At 40.6% G+C, this 25,832-nt stretch carries 22 protein-coding genes; 12 read left to right on the top strand and 10 right to left on the bottom strand.

The genetic code is table 11. The features are described 5' to 3' along the window. Positions 1-130: 130 nt before the first annotated feature. From H5968_RS14945 to H5968_RS14975, 7 genes are all read right to left on the bottom strand, one after another. Positions 131-1,072, bottom strand: a complete 942-nt coding sequence (locus tag H5968_RS14945; protein ID WP_096571303.1) for a LysR family transcriptional regulator — start codon at positions 1,070-1,072, stop codon at positions 131-133. Between the two features lie 554 nt (positions 1,073-1,626). After that, positions 1,627-2,412, bottom strand: a complete 786-nt coding sequence (locus H5968_RS14950) for a carbon dioxide-concentrating mechanism protein CcmK (protein ID WP_096571305.1) — start codon at positions 2,410-2,412, stop codon at positions 1,627-1,629. A gap of 49 nt (positions 2,413-2,461) precedes the next feature. Beyond that, positions 2,462-3,244 carry a transferase gene (locus H5968_RS14955; protein ID WP_187040584.1) on the bottom strand — a complete coding sequence of 261 codons (783 nt, stop codon included), beginning with the start codon at positions 3,242-3,244 and terminating at the stop codon, positions 2,462-2,464. A 194-nt stretch (positions 3,245-3,438) separates the two neighbouring features. Then, positions 3,439-5,094, bottom strand: coding sequence for a ribulose bisphosphate carboxylase small subunit (locus H5968_RS14960; protein ID WP_187040585.1), 1,656 nt, complete (start codon positions 5,092-5,094; stop codon positions 3,439-3,441). A gap of 159 nt (positions 5,095-5,253) precedes the next feature. Continuing rightward, complete coding sequence (locus H5968_RS14965) at positions 5,254-5,556, bottom strand: EutN/CcmL family microcompartment protein (protein WP_096571311.1); 303 nt, start codon at positions 5,554-5,556, stop codon at positions 5,254-5,256. Between the two features lie 6 nt (positions 5,557-5,562). Then, positions 5,563-5,907 (bottom strand): carbon dioxide-concentrating mechanism protein CcmK, encoded by a 345-nt coding sequence (locus H5968_RS14970; RefSeq protein WP_187040586.1) that lies wholly within the window; start codon positions 5,905-5,907, stop codon positions 5,563-5,565. 99 nt (positions 5,908-6,006) lie between these two features. Then, positions 6,007-6,315, bottom strand: coding sequence for a carbon dioxide-concentrating mechanism protein CcmK (locus H5968_RS14975; protein WP_006276527.1), 309 nt, complete (start codon positions 6,313-6,315; stop codon positions 6,007-6,009). 862 nt (positions 6,316-7,177) lie between these two features. On the opposite strand from H5968_RS14975, the gene H5968_RS14980 reads away from it, so the two are divergent. From H5968_RS14980 to H5968_RS14995, 4 genes are all read left to right on the top strand, one after another. Then, the gene (locus H5968_RS14980) at positions 7,178-9,034 is read left to right on the top strand and encodes an NAD(P)H-quinone oxidoreductase subunit F (protein ID WP_187040587.1); all 1,857 of its coding nucleotides are present in this window, start codon (positions 7,178-7,180) and stop codon (positions 9,032-9,034) included. A 107-nt stretch (positions 9,035-9,141) separates the two neighbouring features. After that, positions 9,142-10,641 (top strand): NADH-quinone oxidoreductase subunit M, encoded by a 1,500-nt coding sequence (locus H5968_RS14985; protein ID WP_187040601.1) that lies wholly within the window; start codon positions 9,142-9,144, stop codon positions 10,639-10,641. A gap of 222 nt (positions 10,642-10,863) precedes the next feature. Next, positions 10,864-11,994 (top strand): CO2 hydration protein, encoded by a 1,131-nt coding sequence (locus H5968_RS14990; RefSeq protein WP_187040588.1) that lies wholly within the window; start codon positions 10,864-10,866, stop codon positions 11,992-11,994. A gap of 118 nt (positions 11,995-12,112) precedes the next feature. Next, positions 12,113-13,018 (top strand): hypothetical protein, encoded by a 906-nt coding sequence (locus H5968_RS14995; protein WP_187040602.1) that lies wholly within the window; start codon positions 12,113-12,115, stop codon positions 13,016-13,018. A gap of 106 nt (positions 13,019-13,124) precedes the next feature. Here H5968_RS14995 and nadA read toward each other — a convergent pair whose 3' ends face one another. Next, positions 13,125-14,087: a quinolinate synthase NadA gene (gene nadA, locus H5968_RS15000; protein ID WP_187040589.1), complete on the bottom strand. Its 963-nt coding sequence runs from the start codon at positions 14,085-14,087 to the stop codon at positions 13,125-13,127. Between the two features lie 292 nt (positions 14,088-14,379). Continuing rightward, positions 14,380-16,635: a polysaccharide biosynthesis tyrosine autokinase gene (locus H5968_RS15005; protein ID WP_187040590.1), complete on the bottom strand. Its 2,256-nt coding sequence runs from the start codon at positions 16,633-16,635 to the stop codon at positions 14,380-14,382. A gap of 707 nt (positions 16,636-17,342) precedes the next feature. Between H5968_RS15005 and H5968_RS15010 the strand changes: the two genes are divergently transcribed. From H5968_RS15010 to H5968_RS15020, 3 genes are all read left to right on the top strand, one after another. Continuing rightward, a complete protein-coding gene (locus H5968_RS15010; protein ID WP_187040591.1) occupies positions 17,343-18,668 on the top strand; it encodes a glycosyltransferase family 4 protein in 1,326 nt (441 codons plus the stop codon). Between the two features lie 886 nt (positions 18,669-19,554). After that, positions 19,555-19,749, top strand: a complete 195-nt coding sequence (locus H5968_RS15015; protein WP_187040592.1) for a hypothetical protein — start codon at positions 19,555-19,557, stop codon at positions 19,747-19,749. Between the two features lie 462 nt (positions 19,750-20,211). After that, positions 20,212-21,117 carry a DUF4351 domain-containing protein gene (locus H5968_RS15020; protein WP_187040593.1) on the top strand — a complete coding sequence of 302 codons (906 nt, stop codon included), beginning with the start codon at positions 20,212-20,214 and terminating at the stop codon, positions 21,115-21,117. Positions 21,118-21,190: 73 nt separating this feature from the next. Here H5968_RS15020 and H5968_RS25770 read toward each other — a convergent pair whose 3' ends face one another. Beyond that, entirely contained in the window at positions 21,191-21,322 is a 132-nt protein-coding gene (locus H5968_RS25770; protein WP_255427144.1) for a hypothetical protein, read from the bottom strand. A 497-nt stretch (positions 21,323-21,819) separates the two neighbouring features. Here H5968_RS25770 and H5968_RS25775 point away from each other — a divergent pair, with 497 nt between their 5' ends. From H5968_RS25775 to H5968_RS15045, 5 genes are all read left to right on the top strand, one after another. Beyond that, a complete protein-coding gene (locus H5968_RS25775; RefSeq protein WP_255427145.1) occupies positions 21,820-22,116 on the top strand; it encodes a DUF4351 domain-containing protein in 297 nt (98 codons plus the stop codon). A gap of 131 nt (positions 22,117-22,247) precedes the next feature. Then, a complete protein-coding gene (locus tag H5968_RS15030) occupies positions 22,248-24,149 on the top strand; it encodes an ABC transporter ATP-binding protein (protein WP_222620691.1) in 1,902 nt (633 codons plus the stop codon). Between the two features lie 39 nt (positions 24,150-24,188). Further along, complete coding sequence (locus H5968_RS15035; RefSeq protein WP_187040595.1) at positions 24,189-24,758, top strand: zeta toxin family protein; 570 nt, start codon at positions 24,189-24,191, stop codon at positions 24,756-24,758. Then, positions 24,751-24,945 (top strand): hypothetical protein, encoded by a 195-nt coding sequence (locus H5968_RS15040; RefSeq protein ID WP_187040596.1) that lies wholly within the window; start codon positions 24,751-24,753, stop codon positions 24,943-24,945. Before H5968_RS15035 ends, H5968_RS15040 begins: the two co-directional genes overlap by 8 nt. 332 nt (positions 24,946-25,277) lie before the next feature. After that, complete coding sequence (locus tag H5968_RS15045) at positions 25,278-25,733, top strand: hypothetical protein (RefSeq protein ID WP_187040597.1); 456 nt, start codon at positions 25,278-25,280, stop codon at positions 25,731-25,733. Positions 25,734-25,832 lie beyond the last annotated feature (99 nt).

Here is a 25,832-nt window from a genome sequence, read left to right on the forward strand (position 1 = left end):
ACAGTTACCAGTTATTACTGTCACCTTTTGCCTGTTCACTGGTTTAATAATTATGTTGGTTAATTGTCAATGGTTTCCTGTTGCACCGTCAAGCAGTAAGGAAGTTTTGAATGTAAATTTGATGCAAATTTTATGACGGAAGTTGCTCAACCTTAATACTGAGAGGAGCAATTTCCTGTTCCACAATTTTCCTTGCTGCTTCTAATAGATACTCGTAATAAGTACGAGCAACAATAGATAATTGTTTACCTGCTGGATAAGCTATATACCAAGTCCGCTTAATGGGAAAATGCTGGACATCCAAAATACTAAACTCATGGGCATCCGTCAACAAAGTGTGACGAGATAACACCGAAATTCCCAAACCTCCAACTATAGCCTGTTTTATAGCTTCATTACTCCCTAATTCCAATTTTACCTTGACCTTCACCCCATGTTCATCTAAGAGACTTTGCACAGCGCGGCGTGTACCCGAACCAGGTTCGCGCATAATAAACGGTTCTTCTCCCAGTCGTTCTAAAGGAATATTTTTTTCCTTTGCTAACGGATGCCCAGCGGGAGCAAAAACCACTAAAGGATTTTCCAAAAAAGGTTGACAATTGATATCCAAATGATCTGGAACTTGACTCATAATATACAAGTCGTCCAAATTAGTAATCATCCGATCTAAAATACCTTCATGATTTGTCACCTGTAGCGAAATATCAATTCCCGGATAAAGTTGGCAAAACGGACCCAACAAACGGGGAATAATATATTTAGCCGTGGTAATTACCCCCAAACGCAATTGACCTTGTTTTAGCCCCTTTAAATTCGCAACAGTCATTTCAAACTGGGCGATAGTGTCAAAAATCTGGCGACAAGTGGCAAATAACTCATGTCCCGCTTCTGTTAAAAATAAGCGTTTTCCCACCTGTTCAAACAATGGCAACCCCACAGATTTTGTTAGTTGCTTGATTTGCATTGATACAGTCGGTTGGGTGAGAAATAACTCTTCAGCAGCACGGGTAAAGCTACCGTGTCTTGCAGCGGCCTCGAACACCTTCAACTGGTGCAGTGTCGCTTGGTTCAAGGTGATTCTCCTCTAATAGCAGTTAATAGATAACTTAATTTGCTAGTTGTGTTAGAAGTTCAGAAGTTCAGAAGTTCAGAACCAAGAATTCAGTTTTTCTCCTACACCCCTACACCCTGACTTTTTTGTAACTAGCAATTTGGGTTAGATATACTAGTCAGCAGTAAGATTGTGAAAACTCTTGTTTTACAAAGATTGTAGAATTTGAGATGATCCTCATTATCTGCCGACTACTATATATATTCAGTATTACTTAACACTGACAAATTGTGTAGTGGCACACATATTAAAGTTATGAGTGTAAGTATAGGTAAAAATCTATCCTGTCTATCAGAAGTGTAGTATTGGACTTATGGAATTGAAAAGATATGATCAAAACAACACAAAACGTAAGATTCCTTCTAACCCAAGATGAATGCTGAATATCGAAAAATATAGCAGAAGGCAAGAGGCAAAAGGCAAACGTAAAACCCTTGTCAAAACTAGGTTTGACTTTTCAATCATGTCTTAAAGTTCTTGTCCACAGCTACATATAATTGATTATTCACCATTCATCATTCATCACTCCAAAGTTCTTCCTTAACCTTAACAGGCAATTTCGCTAAATCAGGTAATTCAACAGCTTCTGCATCAACAATTTTATCCTTGATATTCAAGGGTATATTCACTGGTTGACGTTCTTCCACCCAGCAACTAGCCACAGGCAAGGTTTGTTCCAACTCATCCAAAGGTCGCGGAATCACCATGACAGCGTTTAACTCACCAATCCTTTCTGCCTCATACATTCCCGCTTCTACAGCAACAGCCACATTAGCCACCGTACCCCGAATAATGGCAGTACATAAACCCGCACCAATTTTTTCATAGGAAGCTAAATGGACATCTGCTGATTTCAGCATAGCATCACAAGCCCCTACCATTGCCGGAAAACCACGAGTTTCCACCAAACCAATCGCTTGATTACTCAAACGGCTGTAACTGCCATCCTCCATTATTTGCGTGAGACGGTTAATAGGTAGAACTATATCCAAATTGGGATAAGGTCGAGGAATAACCAAACTAGACACCAATTGTCCAAACTGTTCTGCTGTTTGTACACCAGCTTCTACAGCTAGACGCACATCAGCAATATTACCCCGAACAATAGCCGTACAGTGACCACTACCAATTTTTTCATATCCGACTAAATGAACACCAGCCGACTTGAGCATCATATCAGCCGTGCCAACAATAGCCGGAAAACTGAGAGTGGATACCATACCCAAGGCTGCATCCTTGAGGGGATCGCGGCGACGTGGTGCATGGATGGTACTAAGAGAGCGTTGGTTGTATGTTTCCATCATAAATTCACCAGGATTCTCGCAAAGGCAGACAACTAACAAATAACACTTACTCTGAAGAATTTTCAGAGTTTTGGTTACTCAAGGGTTGCCGATTGGGAAACAATGTAGTCAATAGTCTATTAATGCTTCCTTGTCCATATATCTGTGTTCCAAAAATTTGAGAACTTTCAGTGTTAGCAGGACTGGGTTCGGGTGCTTGAGAGTTAGTTTCTTGTGAACCTGGAAGAGTAGTTTCTGTGGGGGTAGAGTCAGTAACCAGGGGGGTTGCTGCAACTGGAGGCGACTGGCTTTTAGGAGTGGGAGAAGGTGGAGGTACAGAAATAGATTCTTGTTTAAAATCTACAAAAGCCACAGCAGAGAATTGAGTAGAAGTAACTACTTTTTCTTGTGGGTTCTCTGGTTCTGTTTCTGGGGGATTTGTCACCGTGGTATTAGAAGAAGTTTCTACCGTTGGTTGATTTTGAGTTGCATCAATTTGGCGACTGCTATCTCCCAGAATTGAACCTGCTGGTACTACTTGCTCCGGTGCGACGGAACAGTTAAACACTGTCGTAGCAGCACCAATACAAGCATTAGCCCCAATTTTGCCTTGGCCAACCATCAAAAAGCCGGCTCCCAGGTTTGCTCCTGCTTCTATTTCTAGGATACCCTCATTGACTTGAAGAATTGACCCCATGCCAATACAAACCCCAGGACCAATAATAATTTTACTGTTGGCAGCTGCTTGGAGTATTACCCCTGGTGCTATTACGGCGGTTTCATGAATATTGACATCGCCACTCATAAGAGAATCAAAACTGTTGCCCAGGCGTAGCAGCGGCACAGACATGGAATTTATTACCTCGGAAGCCGGAAAAATTAATGTTGAATATTTTGAGATAGGTAGGTGGAGGAAGCAGGGAAAGCAGGGAAAGCAGGGAAAGCAGGGGAAGAAAAATTAATTCTTTATTCTTAAATTCTCCTGACTCCTGACTCCTGACTCCTGACTCCTGACTCCTGCCTTCTGTCACCTATCACCTAAAATTATGGACGCTGAATAATTGCTTCTAACACGCGGCGTTTTGCTGCGGTGTCGATTCCAATTAATCGCACGTATTCACCTGGATATTCAGAGAGGCAAGCTTCTACAGCAGCGATCGCATCTCTTTCTGTTCTCGCTTCAATTTGTCCCGCACTCGCCCAAGTACCTGTACGGAAACGGCGCTGGTCTACGTGTTCTACGCTAATTTTTAACCCACCTTGTAACAACTGTCTCAGTTGATCTACTACTTCTGCACTTAAACGGGTGCTAGTTACGGTTGCAGTTCCACCACCATAAGCAGTTGCTGCTGGTTTCGCTGTGCTAGAAGATACTACTTGACCGTTAGGACGTTGGATAATGGTTTCTAGTACGCGACGTTTAGCTTTAGCATCAATGCCAATTAAACGTACATATTCCCCCTGATGGGAAACCATACAATCTTCTAATGCTGCTACTACCTCATTAGCAGAATTTGTTTCAATGGGTTGGCAGTTTTGCCATGTACCTGTACGGAAACGACGCTCATCCACGTGTTCTGTACCAATTTTGTAGCCATTAGCCAAAAGTTGGCGAATTTGGTTAATGGTTTCGGCACTGAGGCTACCACTGGCAACAGCACCGTTACCATGACCATTGCCGTTGTAGCTGCTGTAAGATGTAGCCGCAGGAGCTTTAAAGCTAGATGTACCGTTGCTAACTACACCATCAGGACGTTGAATGATGGTTTCTAATACCCGTTTTCTACCATTGTCAATGCCGAACAACCGCACGTACTCGCCACTGTGGTCTACTAAACAAGATTCTAAGGCGGCGATCGCCTGCCCTAATGACCGGGTTTCAATAGCCTTACAGCTTTGCCAAGAACCTGTGCGGAAACGTCTTTGATCTACGTGTTCTGTGCCAATTTTATAACCTTGTTCCAGTAGATAGCGCACTTGCTCTATCGTTTCTGCACCCAATTTGCTTGCCACTTCACTACTCCTATCCAATTCTTCAATGGTAATGCTTGTATAAGATTTTGCCCCAGAAACATTCAGTTCATCCCGAATTGGGGTAATACACTTGAGATCCTCTGCACAGCGATAACCAGCCCGCAAAGCCTGATTTATCCCCACAACGTGGTGAGCAAATTGCTGATCCTGATCTTGTACATCTGGCAAACGATCCGCTTGTTGCTGGGTCGTAATAATAGAACCAGAAGCCACGTATTTCCCCGGAGGAATTTCTACATCTTGTATTAATGCGTGCATCATGACGATGCAACCTGCTCCGACTCTGGCGTTAAAGACAGTGGAGCGAAAACCTATAAAGCAACTGTCCCCAACATAAGCTGGTCCATGAATCAGCGCCATGTGGGTAATAGAAGCATTTTTACCAATCCATACCGAGTATTTCTCGCCATCATCACCAATTACTCGGCCTTGCTCCAACCCATGAATGACTACACCATCTTGAATATTAGTATTTTCACCAATATAAAAAGGTGTACCTTCATCTGCTCTAATCGAAGTTCCTGGAGCAATAATCACATTCTGACCCAGGTGTACATCCCCAATGAGATTACAAGAAGAATGTACAAATGCGGTTTGATGGATATCTGGTTCAGCTAAACTCCTAGACCACGGGGTTGGGGGTGCCGCCGTGCTGCGGACTGCCATTGTGAGATTCCTCCTCAAATATGCTTTTTGTCAGTTTTTAGTGGTCAGTAATCAGTAATCAGTGGTCAGTAATCAGTGGTTGGTGGTTATTCTTGCCCCTTGCTCCCTGCTCCCTGCTCCCCTGCTATATACTTCTGTCACCTGTCACCTGTTCCCTGACTATCTATATTGATCTTTTTTGCTGTAAATGAAACGATCTTCAACGTGAATGGTATCTATTATCGCCACTACTGCTGCATCTAACGGACGTTGTTCGTTACCAAGAACTTGACGAGCGGCACTGCCTCTACTGACAAGTACCCACTCATCTACTCCTGCTCCCACACTATCGGCTGCTACCTCATATTCTGAGAGGAGATTTCCGTTTTCATCTACTAATTGCAACATTAGTAGTTTTACACCCCGCAGACTTGGATCTTTTTGGGTGCTAACTACTGTGCCACGCACTTTAGCAATTTGCATTCTTAACTATTGTCTGCTTCTGAAAGGACGAATTACGCTGACACCTTCCCGGAATTGTTCAACATCCTCGGTGTATCTAATTGGCAGTACATATTCCAGGTTTTCGTGAGGACGAGCAATTATGTGTGTAGACAACACTTGTCCACCGTTAACTCTTTTCACGTTTTCTACTCCTGCTGCTACAGAAGCTTGGACTTCGGAAACGTCACCGCGCACAATCACTGTTACCCGACCGCTACCAATTTTTTCATAGCCTACTAAGGTAACACGAGCCGCTTTTACCATAGCATCAGCAGCTTCTACTACTGCTGGAAAGCCCAGGGTTTCCACCATTCCCACTGCAATTGACATTATTCTTTTATCCTTAAATCAAATTTTTCAACAAACAACAAACAGACAAATTGTCCACGTAAGCAAGCAAATCCTTTAACCACTTTATTTTAAAAGTGTTTAGGTTCGGAACTGTTCTACTGCTTCTGTGTACCGAATCGGTAATACATATTCTAGGTTCTCGTGGGGACGAGCAATGATATGAGTAGACAAAACTTCACCACCATTGACTCTTCTTGCGGCTTCAATTCCCGCTGCTACTGAAGCTTGTACTTCAGATACATCACCCCGCACAATTACGGTAACACGCGCACTACCGATTTTTTCATAGCCTACTAAGGTAACACGGGCAGCTTTTACCATCGCATCCGCAGCTTCTACTACTGCTGGAAACCCTTTTGTCTCAATCATTCCAACTGCAATTGGCATCGCAGAACTCCTAAAAATTTAATACAATCTGTACTATGGGTGTATTTTTTTGACGGGGATGCTCATTTTGAGCATTGAAGAAAAATACTTCTAAAATTAAGGATATGAAACCTTGGCATCCCTGGCAACATAAATTACTATAATAGTTTATGATAAAATACTTTTAAAAAACTTAACAAAACTTAATATACCCAAAAAATACATCAAAGTTCACGGTTTCCTAGAGTGGCCACTTATGCTTTATAATTTTTTTATTACTTTAAAAAATCACATTCATAGCCAGGGCTAATCTGAACTACTCAGGATTGAACAAAGGCTGTATATTTTACTGTCTCAGTCTTTCCTTGATTTTTGCTATTGGCACAGATATTGAATGAACAATATATAAGATTTTTAAATATAAAGTATAAAATTCTTTTTTCAAAGTAGGAAGACAAATGTTCCATCAGATGATTAAAGAAGATAATTAGTCAGCATTCAGCTATCAGTAATCAGTTTTAACCTAATTATAAGCAGAGAGGTTTTTGATGAAATTAAAAGTTTGCCCAATTCCACAATACAAATTTACCGACTGGCTTTTGTCCTTGTTTTTTTAACAAGATTGCTGAATACTGAAAATCAGTAAATGCTGCGAAATCTGTAAACTTTGTAAACTTTGTAAACTTTGTAAATTTTGTAAATTTATATCTAACTGCCCGTGAATAGCGCAGGTGAAAGTAAAAATAAAGTAAAAATACTGATTCAAGCGTTTTGAGAAATAGTTAAGAAAAACTTGATTTTTTCAAAATTAACATTTTTTAAGCAAATGATTGATTTAAGGCTGTTTAAGAAACCAAAGACTGAGTCGTCAAGGAAAAATTAAATGAATGAAGTTCTATTTTTCACCAGTTGGTTTATACCTTTTTATAACTTACTAGGGGCAATTTTAACACTGCCTTGGGGCATTGGGTTAATTCAACGTACAGGACCTAGACCTGCTGCTTACTTGAACTTGTTGACGACCTTACTAGGTTTTGTCCATAGCCTGATTGTATTTCGAGACATCTGGAACAGAGACCAAGAAAATTTATTAATTACTTGGTTTCAAACTGCGGATTTTAAACTAACCTTTGCTTTAGAACTGTCACCAGTAAGTATTGGGGCAATAGTTTTAATCACAGGATTAAGTTTATTAGCTCAAATTTATGCCCTGGGTTACATGGAAAAAGACTGGTCTTTAGCCAGATTTTTTGGGCTTTTGGGATTTTTTGAAGCCGCTTTGACTGGTTTAGCGATTAGTGATTCTTTGTTCCTCAGTTATGCCTTGCTGGAAGTTCTCACCCTTTCTACTTACTTGTTGGTGGGTTTTTGGTATGCTCAACCCTTGGTAGTCACAGCAGCGCGAGATGCGTTTTTAACCAAGCGTGTGGGAGATTTATTATTGCTGATGGCTGTTGTCACGCTTTCCACCCAAGCTGGTAGTTTGAACTTTTCTGACTTGTATGAGTGGGTACAAACCGCTAATTTAAGTCCATTAACATCAACATTACTGGGTATAGCCTTGATAGCTGGTCCTGCTGGTAAGTGCGCCCAATTTCCCCTACATTTGTGGTTAGATGAGGCAATGGAAGGACCAAACCCGGCTTCGGTAATGCGAAACTCTTTGGTAGTAGCTGGTGGTGCTTATGTTTTGTACAAGATTCAGCCCATATTAGTTCTATCCCCTGTGGCGCTCAATGCCTTGGTAATTATGGGTACGGTGACGGCAGTGGGTGCAACATTGGTGTCAATAGCCCAGATTGATATTAAACGGGCTTTATCTCATTCCACTAGTGCCTATATGGGGTTGGTCTTTTTGGCAGTGGGTTTAGAACAGGGTGGTGTAGCTTTGATGTTGTTGTTAACTCATGCGATCGCCAAAGCCTTATTATTTATGAGTTCCGGTTCTATCATATATACCACCCAAAGTCAAGACTTAACAGAAATGGGTGGTTTGTGGTCAAGAATGCCAGCTACTACCACCGCCTTTGTAGTTGGTTCAGCAGGGATGGTGACATTATTACCCTTGGGTAGTTTTTGGGCAATGTTGGCTTGGGCTGATGGCTTAATCAAAGTTAACCCTTGGGTGATTGCAGTTTTAGTTTTGGTTAATGGCTTGACAGCTTTAAATTTAACCAGAGTTTTCCGGCTCATCTTTTGGGGAAAACCACAACAGAAAACACGCCGCGCCCCAGAAGTCGGTTGGCCAATGGCTTTGCCAATGGTGACTTTAACTATCATCACCCTGCTAATACCAATGATGCTTCAGCAATGGTACTTACTACCAAACTGGGAAAGTATTGATTGGTACATTGTATTAGCTTTGATGACTTCCACGGTCTTAGGGGTGGTGATTGGCTCAACGATTTACTTGCATAAAGGTTGGTCAAGATCCACAATTCTGGGCTGGAGATTTTTACAAGATTTACTAGGGTATGATTTTTACATTGACAGAGTTTATCGCTTCACCATAGTTAGTGCAGTAGCATTATTGTCCAAGATATCTGCATGGAGCGATCGCTATTTAGTGGATGGGTTGGTAAACTTAGTCGGCTTTGCCACTATTTTTGGCGGACAAAGCTTAAAATACAGCATTTCCGGTCAATCCCAAGGTTATATGTTAACTATCCTCGTTGTGATCAGCCTTCTTGGTTTCTTTATTAGCTGGTCCTTGGGTTTACTGGATAAATTGCCTTTTTAGGGGACTGGTGACTGGTGACTGGTGACTGGTGACTGGTGACTGGTGACTGGGTTATTTACCTCCCCTACTTCCTCCTAAACTCCTAAACTCCTGAATTCCTCATTATGATGCTAAGTACATTGATATTGCTGCCGTTACTGGGTGCAGCTTTAATTGGTTTCTATCCCGCTACTCTGAGTGGGAAAATTGCCCGTAAAATAGCTTTGGCCTTGGCGGTAATTATTTTTCTGTGGACGGTTTTCCTGACAATTAAATTTAATCCAGGGGAAGTGGGAATACAGTTTGCTGAGTCGTTACCTTGGATAGATGCCTTAGGTTTAAACTATAATTTAGGTGTAGATGGTTTATCCTTGCCATTGCTGTTGTTAAATGGACTTTTAACAGGTATTGCCATCTATAGTAGTAATGAATCTCTTCAACGTCCTAAATTTTATTACTCCTTGGTGCTGCTGCTGAGTGCAGGGGTGACAGGAGCTTTTTTAGCACAGGATTTATTGTTATTTTTCCTGTTTTATGAATTGGAATTGATTCCCCTCTATCTTTTGATTGCTATTTGGGGTGGTGCAAAACGGGGTTATGCTGCTACTAAGTTTCTGATTTATACTGCGATTTCGGGAATCTTAATTTTAGCTAGTTTTTTGGGCATGGTTTGGTTGAGTCATTCTCCTAGTTTTGGACTAGCAACTTTAAATGCTCACACCCTACCTTTAGCCACTCAACTATTATTATTAGCAGGAATTTTAGTTGGGTTTGGCATTAAAATTCCTCTCGTTCCTTTTCATACTTGGTTGCCCGATGCCCACGTAGAAGCTTCTACACCAATTTCTGTTTTATTAGCTGGGGTATTGTTGAAATTAGGAACTTATGGTTTACTCAGATTTGGCATGAACTTGTTACCCCAAGCTTGGGAATATCTAGCACCAACGTTAGCAACATGGGCTGTAATTAGTGTATTGTTTGGTGCATCCTGTGCGATCGCGCAAACGGACATGAAAAAAATGGTAGCCTATAGTTCTATCGGACACATGGGCTATATTTTATTAGCAGCAGCAGCAGCAACACCCCTCAGCGTCTTGGGTGCTGTCATGCAAATGGTGAGTCACGGTTTAATTTCTGCGTTGATGTTTCTCTTGGTGGGGGTTGTGTATCAAAAAGCTGGTAGCCGTGATTTAGAAGTAATTCGGGGATTACTGAACCCAGAAAGAGGAATGCCAGTGATTGGTAGTTTGATTATTTTAGGAGTCATGGCCAGCGCAGGTATACCTGGAATGGTGGGTTTTATTTCCGAATTTATTGTATTTCGGGGTAGTTATGCAGTTTTTCCTGTACAAACCCTGTTATCAATGCTGGGAACTGGTTTAACGGCGGTTTATTTCTTAATTTTGGTAAATCGTGCCTTTTTTGGGCGGTTATCTGAGCAAGTGATGAATTTACCAAGAGTATATTGGAGCGATCGCATTCCTGCTTTAATCTTAGCTGTGTTAATTGTGGTTTTTGGCATCCAACCATCTTGGTTAGTATATTGGACACAAGCCACAATTCAAGGAATGGTAAATACTCCCAGCTTAGTAGCCACTGCATCAGTAGATCAAGGGGAAAGAAATTAAAAGGTGTAAGGTCTGTAGTAGAGTTTTAGGTAAGAATTCAGGAGTCAGGAGTCGTAGGGGCGAAGCATTTGGGCGATAATTTAACGGAAAAATCAGACATCTAGATATCCCAAATGCTTCGACCTGCCCCCATAAATAGGTTCCATAATTTCTTTTATGGAGATGTCTTTTTTATTTATCTTATTTAGACGTAGTTATTGTTGATGTTCTGGAGAAACACTAATGGTTAATACCAAAAACAAACCCGTTGATCATCCCTTGAATGAGTTTATTCAGCGTTTACAAACTGGACAAGCTTTACTGAAAGATAGCCCAGAAAATGTTTTAGAAGTAGTGGGTATTCTGAAAAGTTATGGTGTGGTTTTAGATGCTTATTCCCAAAATCTTATTTACATTGCTGAACATCAGTTTTTAGTGTTTTTCCCATTTTTTAAATATTTTAATGGTAAAGTTTCTTTATCTCAATTACTGCATCATTGGTGGCATGACAGAATTAATTTTGAGTATGCAGAATATTGCATGAAAACCATGATGTGGCATGGTGGTGGTGGCTTAGATAATTATTTAGATAGTAAAGAATTTGCAGAAAGAGCAGAAGCGGTAATAGCTGCTAAATTTAAGCATAATCCTTTAATGTTAGGAATTAACAACCTGTTCCCTGATTTTTTAATTGAACAGTTGCGAGTATCTGCCTATTATAGTGGTTTAGGTCAATTTTGGCGAGTCATGGCTGATATTTTTCTCAGCTTATCAGACCTTTATGATCAAGGGAAAATTAAATCAATTCCTGAAGTTGTGGAACATATTAAAGCAGGTTTGGTAAAAGATGCTTTAAGACCTATTACCTACGATGTGAAAATTGGCGGTAAGGTTTATGATATTATTCCTAAATCAGTTGGTTTAAAATTCTTGCCAGATACCGCAGTTCCTTATGTAGAAGCGGTATTTTTCCGGGGAACTCCCTTTTTAGGAACTGTTTCTTTAAACGCCCAAGCATATCAAGTTCCCCCAGATCAGGCAAGATTTCAATATGGTGCTTTATATGCAGATCCTTTACCTATTGGTGGTGCGGGTATTCCTCCCACATTGTTAATGCAAGATATGCGCCATTATTTACCAGATTATTTACATAAAATTTATAAGCGTAGTTTGCGGGGTGAAGATGATCTGCGTGTACAAATTTGTATGAGTTTTCAAAAATCAATGTTTTGTGTCACCAGTGCTGCTATTTTAGGATTGATGCCTTATCCTGTAGATACAAAAGATCAATCAGAGCAAACAGCGAATCGGGTATATTTAGAAAAGTGGATGGATAGATTTAAAACTTCTCGGTTATTAGAAGTAAATGAATAGTACATAGGTATAGACAAAAGTTTGCTTTAGACTAGGTGAAGTTAGTGACAACAGAGTGCAAAATTAATGATAATGAGTTAGTTCATAGGTCAGGGTGCGAGAGATCACTCAATCTCAAATGGTAGATAGAATCAACGATATAGCTTGGCAAGCTCACCAGGGCAGCGTTGCCGCTATTATTCAGGTATTGAACGAAAGACTCGTGATGTCTGGTGTCAGAACTAGAGCGATCTTTGCTGATGGTGTGTTACAAATTTTATGTGAAGCGGCTACGGTAGAACAACTTGAGCAGTCTACCTTGGTAGCCAACATCCAGCAAATTTTAGAGTCCATTGCACCGCGTAACATTCGCAAAGTCAAGATCAACAGTCGCATTGTGCGGGAAGAGCAATTATTATGGTTGGAGGAAATTAACCGCAATAGCGAAAATCAATTACTTTGGTCACAGGAAATTACTTTATCTCAGCCTAGTCTTTTCCAGCAATTAATTCAAGATTTTACAGCAGCCTATACTGAGTTTGGAAAACCGATTTTACCCAAAGCTCAATCTTTACTAACTAACCAAGATAAAAACAAAGATACAATCAAGAAGCTGATCATTGGATCAGTTAGTTTGTGTGCATTACTTTTGCTGGCTGCTTTGTTTGATGAACGTTTAGGTAATTCAATAAAAAATCTGATACCATTACAAATTTCTCCTTCTGTAAAAACCGCAGGTGAGATAAAATCAGAAGTATCATCCTCTCATGCTCAAAAAAGCCCTGCTCAATCGGCAAATGATACATCTGATGACAAATTTGCAGATGCAGTGAGACTTGCTAATCAAGCCTCTGCTGCTGGTAAAACAGCTACAACTTCAACTCAGTGGTTGGAATTAGCTGCTAGATGGCAAAGGGCTTCTGATTTAATGAGTCAGGTTCCACCCAGTCATAGCCGATATCAAGAAGCACAAATTCGTACTAAGTTATATAGGGAATATAGTAAAGCTGCTGAGAAAGAAGCAGAAAAAATAGGTGATAGGTGACTCAATTTTGGATTTTGGATTTTGGATTGTTTTTCTCAACTCCAATCTAAAATCTAAAATCTAAAATCTAAAATTATTCTGCCTCCTGCCTCCTGCCTCCTGATGGCTAAACACTCATTTCTAACATCCGTTGCATGGGTTTGAGTGCTGCAAGACGGATATCCTCTGACATGGTAATTTCAGGGGTGCGGTTTTTCATCGCTAAGTACAGCTTTTCTAAGGTATTTAACCGCATAAATGGACATTCGTTACAATTGCAATTATTCTCAGGAGGGGCAGGAATAAAGTGTTTACCCGGTGCTAATTTTTGCATCTGGTGGATGATTCCTGGCTCTGTAGCCACGATAAACTCATGGCTAGGACTTTTTTGACAATAATTCAATAAAGCTGCTGTAGAGCCGATATAGCTGGCGTGACGTAAAACGCTGGTTTCACATTCTGGGTGAGCGATCGCCTCTGCTTCTGGATGTGTAGTTTTTAACTCAACTATTTTCCTTTCCGAAAATGTCTCATGGACAATACAGCTACCTTGCCATAACAGCATATCCCGTCCTGTTTGCTGCATTACGTACCGTCCTAAGTTCCGATCTGGTGCAAAAATAATCGGTTGTTCTTTGGGTATTTGCTGGACAATTTTCACAGCGTTGGAACTGGTGCAGATAATATCGCTCATGGCCTTGATTTCGGCAGAGCAATTAATGTAAGAAATTACTAGATGGTCTGGGTGTGCGGCTTTAAAAGCTGCAAACTGATCTGGGGGACAGCTATCAGCTAAAGAACAACCAGCATTTAAATCTGGTAATAGCACCAATTTATCAGGATTGAGGATTTTTGCGGTTTCTGCCATGAAGTGAACACCAGCAAACACAATCACATCTGCATTTGTCTGTGCTGCTGCTCTTGCTAATTGTAAAGAATCACCAATAAAATCTGCAATATCCTGTATATCTGGTTCTTGATAGTAATGCGCTAATATCACCGCGTTGAGTTCTGTTTTCAGATCCTCAATAGCCGCAAATAAATCTAGTGGTAGTGTACCCTGTAGTCGAGAGAGTTTAGTTGTAAACACAATTAAGAACTGCTTTAGATTACAAATTGTTACTTTATAGATTCAATTATAGTAGTTTTTACCAAAAATGGTAGACAATTGATGAAGGTAATTTTTGACACTCTCCGGGCTGAAGCCCGGAGATTCTTGATTCAACGAGTCCACTTAGGGTTTGCTGTTCGCGTAGCGTGCCGTAGGCATAAAAGTCTTGTCGTGGAGACAGGGAACAGGCAACTCTTAACAGGGAACAGTTTCAAGAGTTGGATAGGAACGATTTTTTCTTGAAGTAGGAATATTCTTGCGTAGGGGTAATTCATGAATTACCCCTACTTTCGTTTCCTTTTGCGTAAGTCCTGTAATAATAGTTGTAGTAATTGTCTGAATGACTATGCTGTCCATTGGCAACTACGCCTAAAACATTAATGGACGCATTTTTCATATCAGTTAAAGCCTGCTCAAATACAGAACGGTCTGTTCTATCCATCCTGACGATCATCACCACACCGTCGGTTTGGGGAGCGATGTAATTGGTATCAGCTAGCCCCACAACGGGAGGAGCATCATAAATGACTAAATCAAAGGTATCTTGAAACTGTGCCATCAGTTTTTTCATTTTCCCTGATGAGAGTAACTTAGGTGCATCGGGGGGAATAGGTCCAGAAGTAATGATAGATAATTCATTCATAGCAGGTAGTAGTGTGACTACATTTTCTATGGACATATCCGTAGTAATTAAACTACTCAACCCCCAGATATTACTTAAATTTGCCAAGGTATGAATACTAGGGCGGCGCAAATCTGTATCTACCAGTAATACTTTTCTCCCCATAGTTGCAGCTACTTGAGCCAGATAAAAGGCAATTGTACTTTTACCGTCACCTTGCATGGAGGAGGTGATGGTAATAGAACTGATGGGAGTATCAGAGCTTAATAATTGTATATTTGTGTAGAGCACTCTGATGGCTTCGATAAAATTGTTAGCGTAATTGGTGTAGTGCCGTTTGGCTACGGTGGTTCTTTGGGTAGTAGTTTCCATCTGCCCATCCGAGTATTTTATCAAAGCATTTTTGAGTTTGAGAGTAGGGGATTTATCCTGCTGCATTTCTTGATTAAAGGGAATATTCCCTAATACAGGAAATTTGATTCTTTCTTTGAGGCTCAAAGCGTTGTGATAAGTATGATCTAGCTTTTCCAAGAGTAAAGCTGCACCAATCCCTAGGGAGATACTCGCGGCAATTCCCATGATCATATCCCGGATCATAGTTGAAGAGACAGCTATAGGACTTATGGGTAGGTTAGGTGACTGAACTAATTGCCAACCTTGTTCCGTCTGAGAGGATTTTTTAATGAGCAAATCTTCCCTAGCTGATAAAAAACGATTCAGACTTTCATTAGCAATAGCTAAACGGCGTTGTATTTCTGTATATTGTCGGATCAGTGTAGGTAATTCCAGGCTTTTCCGTTCTAAAATTCGGCGATTTGTTTCCAGTTCTTGTTGATTAAGTTCTAAGGATTTGAGTAATTTATATGCTTCTGCTCGCTTAGTTTGGATATATAATTCTGATTCTCGCTCGATTACTGGTCTGATGTTGTTCTGTTTTTCCTTGAGTGCAATTAGAGCGGGGTTTCCATCTTGAAAAACAGCTGATTGTGTGGCAATTTGAATATCTAATTGGCGCAATTCTTCATTTAATGACCGATATATAGGATAGTTATCCAGGATAGACCTGACACCATCTTCAGTTTGTAAGAAATTCCAATCAGCACGAGCTTGGGCTAGTGGTAGTTGTAGTTGTTGCAGTTGTTGATTTACATCTGTGATTTGCTTTCCAATTGTTTCTGCTAGGACTTCTGGACTGAGAAAGTTATGCCTACGTTGGAACTGTTCTAATGTTGCCTGAACCTGGTTGACGCGTCTTTGTATCTTGGGTAGTTCTTCATCTAGATATTTTAAACTTTCACTGAGGGTATTTTGCTTTTGTTGTTGACTGTAAGCTATATAATCGGCAGCAATTTGTTCTAGTACATCTTTGGATTCCACAGGGTTTTGGCTACGATAATTGACTTGGATAATTTTGGTTTGACCTACACGAGAAATCCTCAGACCCCGAGTCAGATATCCATAGTTGATGTTTGGATAGTTAGCTTGTAACTGTTTAATGCTGTTTTGCAGAATATCATAACCCAACATCACGAGAATTTGAGTTTCATAATCGAAACTCTTTGTAATTGTTCGGTTGATGTTATCGCCTAAGTTTAACAACTCACTCCTATTATCAGGGGTTTCAACCAGGATTGTAAAACTGCTTTCATATTCTGGTGGGATTTGGGGATTTAAGTAAATCTTTACACCTACACTGGCAAGTACAGTTGTAGCTACTCCCACAACAACTACAATTCGACGCCTTAACAAACTTAAAAATTCTTTGTAATTCCAATCCTCCCTTTGTTGCTGATTTTCTTGTTGCTGATTTTCCAGAAAAGGGGGATAGGGAAAAAATGGAGTGATGGAGTTTCTCGTCTGTTCGGGATTTACGGGTTTATCAGTTTGATTGTGGATATTAGACATATTTTACACTCTATTTTTACTAAGTACGAAGATCAGATGAAATCCAATAGACATCTGGTGAAAATTAAATATGCGTAACCTGAAACCCATTCGTAGGAACAATTCATGAATTGTCCCTATATCTTTTTCAAAGAGGTCTAATATAGAGTAGTTAATCCGTGAACTGTTGACACTTGATACCTGCTGAGTAGATAACACTTTCTATCAATACACTATTTTACTACTTTGTCAATGCGTAAGTCCTATTTGCTTCAGTGGTTTTGGCTCACTCCATTTCCTTATAAATAGCACTCAATGACATTAATTTTGCAGTTGCAAGATTGTCTCATATGTGATTATAAATGTTAAGGTGATAGGGGCTAAAAGTACAAAATGCCTACATCCTGTGTGTCCTTGCTATCTAATAAATACAAGGGTATTAGTCGGATAGATTCATAAAGATTTATACAGTGTTGATACATGAAATAAAATGACATTGTGATATTGTGATATTGTGATATTGTGATATTGTGATATTGTGATATTGTAACATTGTGATATTTAAGTGCTGAATCCTGCGATAAGATTTTTTAATTGCTCAAGTTTGGTATCACCAATACCAATGCACAACTTGAACAATATTCTCAAAATCTTAACATTCAACTCTTCTGTGTAGCTACATAAATAACAGCTTAGTATTAGCTTGAATTAAAAATTAATTGCGATGTATGAAGAATGCTCAACAGACCTACAAACCATTAGGACTGTCGTCGGTAGATGGTACAAACAAGGGTGATGATTGTTTCTATGAGCAAACAATTAAGTTATCTGTAGTGACACAGTTTTTTCCTCCAGACTATGCTGCTACCGGACAATTAATTGAGGAACTTGTACAGCAGTTAGAACAGCAGGGGGTAGAGATTGATGTGTTTACCAGTCAACCTGGATATGCTTTCAGGGTGAGTAAGGCTCCCCGTGTGGAACTGCGTGAGCAAACTAGGATTCATAGGTCTCGGACTGCGCAAATGTGGACTGGGAGAATTCGCGGAAAGGCTGTAAATGGAGTTTTATACAGCATTCGTGCTTTTTTGTATCTGCTCTCACCTTGGCGGCGAAGTAATGTGTTACTGATCACAACAGCACCACCATTTTTGCCCATTGTGGGTTATGTGGCTAATCTGCTGTGGAAGTTGCCCTATGTTTGTATAGTCTATGATTTGTATCCAGATGTGGCGATCGCACTGGGTGTAGTATCAAAGCAGCACTGGGTAACAAAACTTTGGCAAGGGTTAAATCAGCGAGTTTGGCTCAAAGCTGGGGGAATTGTGGTTCTCAGTCCAGAGATGAAACAACGGGTTGTAGAATACTGTCCCCAAGTCGCCCATAAAGTTTCTGTAATTCATAGCTGGGCTAACCCAGATTTAATTGTACCTATTGCCAAATCAAAAAACTGGTTTGCTTGGAAGTACAACTTAGTCAATAAATTCACTGTCCTTTACTCTGGGAATATGGGGCGATGTCACGACATCGATACTTTGTTAGTAGCGGCCAGAGAATTACAACATGAGTCCGTGCAGTTTGTGTGTATTGGTGGGGGTGCTAAACGGGAAGAGTTGATTGCTAGGGTCTCTCAGCTAGAGCTAAGTAATTTTACATTTTTACCTTATCAAGATAAGGAAGATTTAGCCTATTCTCTCACAGCCTGCGACCTGTCTTTAGTGAGTGTTAACCCCAGCAGCGAAAGTTTAGTATTGCCGAGTAAGTTGTATTCAGCATTATCAGCTGGGAGGCCATTGGCGGTAGTTTGTTCACCCTACTCTAGCTTAAGAAAAATAATTACTGACGCTGAATGTGGGGCAGCATTTGACCATGGGGATGGTCAGGGACTGGCGACATTTATCCGTTTATTGCAAAGTAACCAAACACTAGCAGAAAAGATGGGTAAAGCTGGCCGTGAGTATCTACAATCCCACTTTACACCGCAAATTATTTGCCAACAGTATCTTGAGGTTTTACTGCAAACAGTGAATATTAAAAAGGGTAAAAATTTTTGAAATTACTGCTTGAATTTGTGGTACAATTGACTTGTGTAATTAGGGCTTGCTGAATAAACCCAAAATACTCGTAAATCAAAGGTTTGAAGCTGATCAGGAGGAAAGAAAGTGCAAGATTTTTGAAGGGTATACCTTAAAAACTGTGCATTTTGGGTCTGATAAATTAGAAAATCTGGGGATAACAGATAGCTAAAACTATTCCCTATTCCCTATTCCCTGCCTCAACGAAGGGACTTTTTCAGCAAACCCTAATTATGTGTAATAAAATAAGATAAACCTAAAAATGAAATAATTCCTAACGGGGTTTTTCATCTCAAGTTTATCAAGTGAATTAAAAAAAAATAATAGTTACTTTCAGTATAAGCTGATTTTTGTGGAGTGGGCTTTGATGGTCTGATTGATCTCAGTTTCTCCAAACCTAATCTTCCTATTGATTTTGATATTAGGGGGACGAATTGCATAAAAGGTGTAACCATAATCGGAAACGTTCCAAACGTAGAGCTATTTACTGTCCTATTCATAGTTGTTATCTAGATAGTGTCAGTCGCAAATATAAAGTTACGTCCGATTCATCAAAGTTAAAAAACACTTGTGTGTCCGTACCCATAAAGGAAGAGTGGTTAGAAGCTTTTTGGTGTCCACAATGCCAGAAGAAAAATTGGTATTATGTGCGTCAGTTGGATGATGGGACATATGATGTCCGTAGTTATCCACAGGGGATTCGGGGAATTCATTCCCCGGCTCCTCTGTGTCAATAACCTCCAGCTAACGTAAACAAGGCTATTCAAAACCGGATCATCATTTTTTGGCAATGGTCTAAGAGGATGTTTGATAAGTCATGATTAATGGATCAAATATTGTTTTATCGCACCCTAAACCTTCCTGGATGAAGGCCCAAGCTCAAGCCACTTTAAATTTATGTCAGCACTTTGTCAGGGAATATCCAGATATTTTGAAACAAGCTCGACCCCAAGTAGGTAAGTCCTCATTTTATCCCCGGCGTTGCCCCCAAGATAGCGAACTAAACCCTCACCTTTCTTTTGGTGAGCAGTTTAATTTATTACGGGTAGTGGATAATTAGCGCTATCCGGCATTTTTCCATTGGGCGGGTAAGTGCTATGTGATTAAGATTTATTGATGGTTGACGGTTCGACTTCGCTCACCGACCACGGTTGACTGTATTAAGGGGCGATCGGCTTGGTGCTGCTGCGCTTCGCGATCGCCATTCAGTATACTCGATAGAGTTGCGAGGAATGAATTCCCTGGCTAAAAGCTTAAGTCGGTTAAAGACCGACTGAGAAGGGGGTTGAAAGTTTTTGTGTGATTTGTCACAAGATATAGGATATAGGGAATAGGAATGGATGGGAAATTAGTGTGTAGTTGATTAGACACACAGAAAACTATGATACAAGATAAACATACTGATAACTTATAAGCTGTTACACAGCTAAATTGTATAATCCTAATATTCTGAACTCTTGTGGAACAGGCATCTTGCCTGTTCCACTTATACAAATTAAATGCACAACAGCTTAACCAATCAATGGTTAAAAAAGCAGACATAGGGGGAAAAAGATTAATCAGTCTCGCACCCAACACCTGGGTAAAATGGATTACCCAGCGCAGTGACTTACAAGTACAAGACATCCTCAACACAGAATTTCAGTGGATAGAGCGGGAAAGTGATGTTTTACTGAAGGTTTTATCGCCAGAAATAGGGGAATTTTTGCTGCTCAACGAATTACAGCTACGGTACAATCAGAAAATGCCCCGAAGGATACGGGCTTATACAGCTTTGGCAGAAGAGCGTTATAATTTACCAGTGTATCCAGTTTTAATTAATATTCTGCCACCGAGCAGTAAACAAAGCATTCCCCAACGTTATGAATCAGAGATATTAGGGATAAGAGCCTATCAAGATTACCAAGTGATTAACCTGTGGGAAGTGGATGTTAATCTGGTATTTGAGCAGAAGATATCAACCTTATTGCCATTTGTACCAATTTTGCAGGGTGGAAACAGGGAAGAGAAATTACGCCAAGCGGTGAGGGAGTTAAGACGGGATGAGCAACTGCAAGACTTAGAACCATTATTGTCATTTTTTGCTAGTTTTGTATTGGATATTCCCTTAGTTCAACAAATCATGAGGTGGGACATGACGGTATTAAGAGAATCGCCCTGGTATGAGGAAATATTGAAAGAGGGATTACAGCAGGGGGAAAAACAGGGATTACAACAGGGATTACAACAGGGGCGACAACAAGGACGACTTGAAGGGGAAACCCAATTGGTTCTACGTCTGTTACAGCGTCGCTTAGGAACCTTGGATGATACACTCAAACAGCAAATTCAGATGCTACCATTAGAGCAACTGGAAAGATTAGCAGAAGAATTATTAGACTTTAGGGATGTGGAACAGTTACAGACTTGGTTGGAAAGCCTTTCTTGATGGTTGACGGTTCGACTTCGCTCACCGACCACGGTTGACTGTAATAAGGAGCGATAGACTTAGTGCAACAGTGCTAGGGCGATCGCCATTCAGTGATGTTGTGCACCAAGGGGCGATCGCCCTGAATAAATGTCATAATTACAACAACTAACAATACCTTCGCCAAAATCAAAAATATCTTAATTTGTAGGTTGGATTGAGGCACGAAAGCCAACAAATACGTTGAGTTTACGTTGGGTTTCACTTCGTTCAACCCAACCTACGGAAAAATGGCAAAGGTATTGAACTAAGCAGTCGGTTAAAAACCGACTTAAGCTTTCAGACAGGGAATTTATTCCCTGGCTGACTTTGAGATTATGAGACTATGAGATTATGAGACTATGAAGTTATTCCCCATCTGACTGACCGGAGCATTTTCTAGAACAAAAAGAGCGATCGCATATCATTTGGTTCTATTAAATATCATCTAAATTACTTTATGTCCTCCGCTGATACCATACAGATTTACCACCGAAATAACGTACATAATATACATTACCTTTCGTACCAATATTAAAAGGAGGAGGAAATGAAAACATAGTCAGAAAAGCAGTAGTAGAATTACGAGCCAATGAAACTCTAACAGATTTAGAACCATTACTATCATTTTTTGCTAGTTTTGTCTTAGATATACCTTTAGTACAACAGATAATGAGGTGGGATATGACTATTTTAAGAGAGTCTCCTTGGTATCAACAAATATTAAAGGAAGGTTTAGAAGCAGGAGAAAAACAGGGTTTAGAACTAGGTCTAGCAACAGGTTTACAGCAAGGTTTACAGCAGGAAAGTCTCAAGTTAGTAAAGAAATTAATTGACCGTCGTTTTGGGGCTTTATCATCGGAGTTAAACCTTAAAATTAATCAATTGTCAACTTCTAAATTAGAAGATTTGGCTACAGATTTACTAGAAATCACTGAGATAAATCAACTGGAAAATTGGTTACAACAAAATATCAGTTAATCAAAAATTTATGAGATTAATTGGGTATGATGCAGCACGGCAAAGGTGATCGCCTTGCTGCACTGGCGCTATCGCCTTTAGTATTGAAGAAATCAAGTCTTGACTTATTGTAAACAACCTTAACCGAATTAATGACTTTAGCAAAGACAGTGAAGCTAGGACGCAGATCAGCCTCTAGGTTTTTGAATCGTTACCTGAAAACTGAAGCAGATCGACTGATTTTGCAGTCTGCATGGGAGAACTGGGGTTTAATCCTAGCCAACTTTGTCACTGGTATTATAGGGGCTATGTTTGAAGGGGGAACCTTTGGCATTATCTTCTTGGCAGTTGCCCTGTTGAGCACTCCCCAAGGAATAGACTGGAACCAGTATGCCATCTTAGCGGCAGTCCCCGGACTAGGGAGTTGGTTGAATGCCCTTGGTCAGGAGGTGTTATTTATTCTCTTATTAGGACTAGCAGTGACAGCCCAAATCTTCCTGGGGCTTTGCAACTATTGGAATGCGGTGACTGCGGGGGACTTGGGGATCAGATTACAGGTTAAGTTCACAGAGTATATTCATCGCCTGATTCTCAGTTTTAGCTTTGCCTGTGCCAGTCGTTATAAGGTAGGAGATCTAACTTCCTATGCCACTAGCGCTGGGCCCACGGTTAAAACCCAGATTACATTAGCTAATACTTTGATCACTAACTTTTTGCTGCTTTTGGTCTATCTAGGCATTCTGGTGGTGATTTCCCCTTGGCTGTTATTGGCCGCTCTGTCCACTGTCTTAGTTTTTTATGTTATCCAAAAGCAATTACTGCCCCGTATCCGCCATTACTCTAGTGTTAATGAGCAAGGACTGGTGGAAATTAGCAAACAGGTAACCGAAAATTTGCAGGGGTTAAGGCTCTTGCACACCACAGGACATCAATCCAGGGCTGTGGCTCAAGTTAAGGCATTAGTAGAGCAGGTTAAACCAGGGCTGCAAAAACAGATCCGCTTACTGAATATTACCAATCCCATTACCCAAACCTTACCGGTCGTTTTGTTGGCTATTATTGCGGGTATTGCCTTTTTGCTGTTTTCCCGGCGGAGCACTGGGGTGTTACCCAGCTTAGTCACCTTTGTCTTGGCCTTGCAACGGTTTAATATCCGTCTTCAGGGTGTTACTGGAGCGGTCACGGGGTTTGCTGATAACTATGGTAGGTTAGCCCGCTTTCAAGAGATTCTTAACCCCAGGGATAAGGAGTTTGGGCGGCTGGGAACAGTACCCTTTACTAACCTAGCCACAGATATTAGCTTCGATGGGGTTTGTCTGCGTTATTTGGCTGATCAGGGGGAGGTACTGCAAGATATTAATCTTGTCCTACCTTTGGGCAAGGTAACGGCCCTGGTGGGATCGTCGGGGGCGGGTAAGTCCAGCTTGGCGGATTTATTGGTGGGGCTTTATGAGCCGACCAGAGGAAAGATTTTGGTCAATGGTCGGGATTTGCGCGACTATGATCCTAGTAGCTGGCGGCAACGATTAGGGGTTGTCAGTCAGGATACTTTTCTGTTCAATGCCACTATCCTTGAAAATATTCGTTTCGCTTGTCCGACTGCTACAGATTGGGAAGTGATGGCTGCCGCCCAAGCGGCTCAAGCCGATGGCTTTATTCAGGATTTACCCTTGGGCTATGACACGGTAGTCGGCGAAAGGGGGTACCGACTCAGTGGGGGTCAGCGGCAACGGATCGCCCTGGCTCGGGCGATTTTATCCGATCCGGATTTGCTAATTTTAGACGAGGCTACTAGCGCTCTAGATACGGTTTCAGAAAAGCTTGTCCAAGAAGCTTTGGATAAGTTTGGGCAAAACCGGATGGTGTTAGTGATTGCTCACCGATTATCGACGATTGTTAATGCGGATCAGATTGTGGTGCTTCAGCAGGGACGCATTGTGGAAAGGGGAACCCACAGTGAGTTACTGGGGTTGTCGTCGGGTATCTATAGAAATTATTCGCAGTTACAGTCAAGCCAAAAGAAAGTGCCGTTGTCACCTTCACAGAATACTTGAAATATATAGGGCTTGCTGAATAAACTTACCATTAAAATAATGCCTAACTTATACATTATTGGTGGTGCAAACGGTTCTGGTAAAACTACCGCCGCTATGCAAATTCTCCCCTATTTTCTAGAAGTATTTGAATACGTCAACGCTGATGAAATAGCAGCCGGACTTTCTCCTTTTAACCCCGAATCTGTAGCAGTTCAAGCCGGAAGATTAATGTTAGCAAGATTAGAAACACTGGTAAATGCTAACACTGATTTTGCCTTTGAAACTACATTAGCAGCCCGTAACTTTGCCCGATTTTTGAGAGAATGTCAAGATAAAGGTTATATGATTAACTTAATTTACTTTTGGTTGCAAAGTCCAGAATTAGCGATCGCCAGGGTAAGCAGACGGGTAGAAAGTGGCGGTCACAACATCCCAGAAGACACTATTCGCCGTCGCTACGAACGTGGTAGAAAGAACTTAATTGAATTATACTTACCTTTATGTGATAGATGGATTGTTTATGATAACTCTAACCCAATTTTACAGCTAATAGCTGAACGCCCTTTAAATCAAGAACCTATCATTTATCAACCTCAACTATGGAGTCAAATTACTACTAATGAATAAGCCAATTTCTGTAAATAAACCAATTCCTGAGAAATTATCTAGCCAAATTGATGCAGGTGTTAAACTCGCTATTGCTAAAGCTATTGAAAGACACCGCAAATTAGGCGAGGCGATTAGCATTTGGCAAGATGGCCAAGTTGTTACCTTAACTCCTGAACAAATTCCACCTTTAAACTCAGATGAATAAACTATATTCTCTCATTCTAGAATAAATTCCACCTTTGACTTCAGATGATTAACGTATTTTCTCTTGTTCCAGAACACATCCGAGAAAAACTAACACTCACGGATGATAAAAACAAATATTGCAACAACAAACTATTAGTCAACATACCCCAGGTACAATTTTATCAGATTGTGGTGCTTCAGCAGGGACGCATTGTGGAAAGGGGAACCCACAGTGAGTTACTGGGGTTGTCGTCGGGTATCTATAGGAATTATTGGCAGTTACAGTCAAGCCAAAAGAAAGTGCCGTTGTCACCTTCACAGAATACTTGAAATATATAGAGTGTAAATTCAGTGTTAACAGGATCTAAAAAATTACTGTGTCGGGCCTGTGGTTCTGATCGTCTTGTTTATTTATGGGATTGTGCCGAATTTCCCAATGGATTACTCGAACAGGTCGGACTATCGAATCTTTCCCCCGGTCAGTTATATCGTTGTCAGGACTGTGGGTTAGGACAACGGCTACCTTGCTTAACAGGGGATGAACTTAAACAGGTTTATGCTACAGCGCCGGGTGGCGCGATGGATTATGAGTTGGCAAAGAATGCGGGATGGTCAAAAAGTAAGACGTTATTGCTAGAGTATTTCCAGAATCAAGAGTCTATTTCTGTCCTCGACGTAGGTTGTAATGAGGGAAAGTTTCTGGATAATTTACCCACTCATTGGCACAAGTTTGCCATTGAGGGGGGAATTCAACCGGCTAAATCAGCTGGTGCTAAGGGAGCTTGTCCTAAGTTGACAATTTACTAGACAAACCTATACAAGTACATACAAAACTACAAGTATTTGACGTATACATGGAATAAGTTGACTAAAAAATTAGGCAAAATGTGTCAGAATTAAATAATA

This window comes from Sphaerospermopsis sp. LEGE 00249 (genome assembly GCF_014299995.1).
Taxonomy (GTDB): Bacteria; Cyanobacteriota; Cyanobacteriia; order Cyanobacteriales; family Nostocaceae; genus Sphaerospermopsis; species Sphaerospermopsis kisseleviana.